The organism is Paraburkholderia sp. NMBU_R16, assembly GCF_013282575.1.
Taxonomy (GTDB): Bacteria; Pseudomonadota; Gammaproteobacteria; order Burkholderiales; family Burkholderiaceae; genus Trinickia.
In genome coordinates, this window is sequence record NZ_JAAAYE010000142.1 from 1 (window position 1) to 3,188 (window position 3,188).

The window sequence follows — 3,188 nt, forward strand, 5'->3', positions numbered from 1 at the left end:
GATGACGGGGGACTGCTCGGCGCGGCGTGGCGGCAGCGGTTCCGGGCTACGCCCTTCACCGCTGCCGCCACGCCAGTACTCTCATCCTGATTGACGCGCTGCTCTCATCTTGTTTGACGCGCGGCACGCCGCCGCCTATCGCGATGAACCTGCCCGAGCACGTGCGGCGCAAGGATACGCCCGTACAACCCCACCGGCTCGACACCTACGATCAACTGATGAGCGAAGAACATGACGACATCGAACGCGAGCAACAATGAGATCCTGCTCGCGCGCGCAAAGACGCTGCGCCTGAACGGCCTGGTCGAGCACTGGGCCGAGGTAGACGGTGCCGACTGGATTGCACCGTTGCTGCAATGGGAAGAGGACGAACGCGCGCACCGTTCGCTGCAACGGCGCATCCGTGATGCAAAGCTTGGCCACTTCCGCTCGCTGGCCGACTTCGACTGGCAGTGGCCCAAACGCATCGACCGTGGCGCGGTCGAGGAGCTGATGTCGCTCTCGTTCCTCGCCGACGCAACCAACGTCGTGTTCATCGGCCCGAACGGCGTCGGTAAATCAACGCTTGCGCAGAACGTGGCACACCAGGCGCTCATCGCGGGCCATACGGTGCTGTTCAAATCCGCCAGCGAGATGCTGGGCGAACTGGCCTCGCTCGACAGCGATTCGGCGTTGCGCCGGCGGCTTCGCTATTACGCCGCGCCGGACGTCCTGCTAATCGACGAAGTCGGCTATCTCTCGTATTCGAACCGTCATGCCGATCTGTTGTTCGAACTGATTAACCGCAGATACGAGGCCCGTTCTACGGTAGTGACAACCAACAAACCCTTTGCGCAATGGTCGGAGGTGTTCCCCAACGCCGCCTGCGTGGTCTCCCTTGTGGATCGGCTCGTGCATCGCGCCGAGGTGATCTCCATCGAGGGCGAGTCGTACCGGCTCAAGGAAGCGCGCGAGCGTACCGAAGCTCGCGCACGGCAACGCAGCGCAGCGAAACCCGCAACCAGAAAGGGATCTGCCTCATGACGCGCAAACCGTTACTGCCTTCGGGTTGCCAGCGTGGCCTGCCGTTCGTTGTGCCCGACGACTGGACACCCGAGCAGGCGCTCGCCGCATTCGAACTGCTTGACGATCTGCTGGCCGTGATCACCGACTTCTACGGCCCGCAGCTTCACGATATGTTGCGTGAGCGACGCTCGAATACCACAACCGCCCCCGCAGCGACGCCCGACCCACCATTCTGATCAACTTCGCGCTCGCGCACCGCAAGACGAAGGGGCCCTCGTTGCCCCTTCATTGTTGAGCAATTCTCTCAACCTTGTGTCGTCATCTATGCGCGCTTTTACACCGCCATCAACAGCTATCGATAGGGCGCCATCGATGGGCGCGCAGGCGACATGGTCCCGCCAAGCGGGGTGGCTTCGCGTACCGCCGACGTTTTACGCGGGGGCGGGAAAGCGCGCCCGCCAGGGTCTAACAATGGGAGCAGCAACACTCACTTTGTGATCGAGCATCATGGAACCAACCAGAAATAATCTCTCCAGTTCACCATGGGGCAACCCTTACCCTAATCAGGGCCCCCCAGCCGCCGGACGCGGACAACCGCCGAACGCTGGTCAGGGTGCGCCCAGTGCTTCCCCCCAACTGGCGCAACTGCAAGGAGGATGGCCTCCGGCTGGGCAGCATCCCAGCAGTCAACCCGGGTATCCGCCACCTGGGTATCCGCCACCTGGGTATCCGCCACCTGGGTATCCGCCAGCTGGGTATCCGCCAGCTGGGTATCCGCCAGCTGGGTATCCGCCAGCTGGGTATCGGCCAGCTGTGTATGTGCCCACCATTCCTCGCTCGCAGTCGGTGCCGCCGCCTGGTGCGCTTGACCCTAGGCTGCTGAGCCAGTTCCCGCGTGACATGCTCGTGAGGGCGTTGGTTGGTCGGAACAATCCGAACGAGCATGCGAGCTACAGGCAGTCGCCGCGGCCGCCGTCGCGGAACAGCCAGGCCACTGGATCCAACCATCCATCGCAATACTCGAATACTTCGCACTCGGCACGGAGGGAGCCTACCCCGTTGTTCGAGGAGAGCGACGACGACGAGTACCTCCCTCACGCATCCGACATCTCCTCGAGGACCGGCCCGAGCACCTCAGGGGCTGGCCCGAGCAGGGGCCCTACTCGCACTGCGAAACAGGGCAAGGAGCGGAGCGCCCCTTATCCGTCCTCCGAGTCCTCCGCAGCAACGGTGAGCTGCTCCCCTTGCAGACACCCCAAAGCCCCGCACGAGGCCAACCGCGTGCCGAACGAGGATAACCACTTTTCGGGCTGTACCGTTACTGACAATGAATTGCAGAGCAACGACCCGAAGGTACAAACTAGGGCATATAATCGCACGAGAAAGCGAAATAGCATAGTTAACAAGGCGATAAGGGGAGGACGCACGTCAACTAGGGGGGTACGTAGAGACGAAAAGAACGACTTCCTCAAGCGGAACGGCTTCGAAAGCGGCGCGGAATATGAAAATTTCCTGGCTAAGCAGAATGGGCACGACTCAGCCGCAGAGCATAAGCAGGCGAAACGCGACGAGCGGGCGGCTGCTGACGGCAAGACGCGGCAGAAATACCTTAAAGACCAACGCGATCGAGTTGCTGTGGAGACGCTCGGGCCGGGAAATGATAGAAAGGACCTTGAGCGACATCAGTGGACTCAACGTGCCAGGAGGCAGCTAGGGCCGGCAGCAACGCCCCAGGACCTTAAGGCGCTACAACGGCAAGAACGCAATATAGCGCGAAGCATTGGTGTGCCTCCCAGTGCCCTCCGATTTCGCATGGAGACCCCACCGCTCCCTGACCTGGCACCGCCGCCGCCGCCGCGACGCACTCCAAGTCCCGGGAGCGGAGGGGGAATGGCCCAACGTCTTCGGGTACAAGACAACTAGTGTAGTGTTCGATTCTTGATGGAACGTAAATGAATTGTGCCGCTCCAATGGCGTTGGTGCATGGAGGCGGAGCAGGGTGCAATGCGCCCCTTTCCCCACAGGTTATGCGGCATGAACCTTACAGCGCACGGACTTCGGGCGTGCGGCGGCCAGCATGCGGTTGAGCACCGCCACACCGATCGATGTTTCGGTCTGCTGCGCATCGGGATGACGCGTGCGCAGACGCGGGCCGATCAGTGCCTTGTATCGCCCCATCGTCG

The 3,188-nt window shown here is 62.1% G+C and carries 2 protein-coding genes and 1 pseudogene; 2 read left to right on the top strand and 1 reads right to left on the bottom strand.

All coding sequences use genetic code 11. The annotated features are described in order from the left end of the window. The first annotated feature begins 231 nt into the window (after positions 1 to 231). Both istB and GWC77_RS27235 read left to right on the top strand, forming a co-directional pair. Positions 232 to 1,023: an IS21-like element helper ATPase IstB gene (istB, locus tag GWC77_RS27230; protein WP_173262446.1), complete on the top strand. Its 792-nt coding sequence runs from the start codon at positions 232 to 234 to the stop codon at positions 1,021 to 1,023. Next, positions 1,020 to 1,241: a hypothetical protein gene (locus GWC77_RS27235; protein ID WP_173262449.1), complete on the top strand. Its 222-nt coding sequence runs from the start codon at positions 1,020 to 1,022 to the stop codon at positions 1,239 to 1,241. The genes istB and GWC77_RS27235 overlap by 4 nt, the downstream gene beginning before the upstream one ends. A gap of 1,789 nt (positions 1,242 to 3,030) precedes the next feature. On the opposite strand, the pseudogene GWC77_RS29840 reads toward GWC77_RS27235, so the two are convergent. Then, positions 3,031 to 3,188, bottom strand: a pseudogene (locus GWC77_RS29840) (IS5/IS1182 family transposase); the annotation flags it as partial.

Coding starts and splice junctions, on each gene's coding strand:
- GWC77_RS27235 (WP_173262449.1), top strand. CDS start 1,020: ATGACGCGCAAACCGTTACTGCCTTCGGGTTGCCAGCGTGGCCTGCCG.
- istB (WP_173262446.1), top strand. CDS start 232: ATGACGACATCGAACGCGAGCAACAATGAGATCCTGCTCGCGCGCGCA.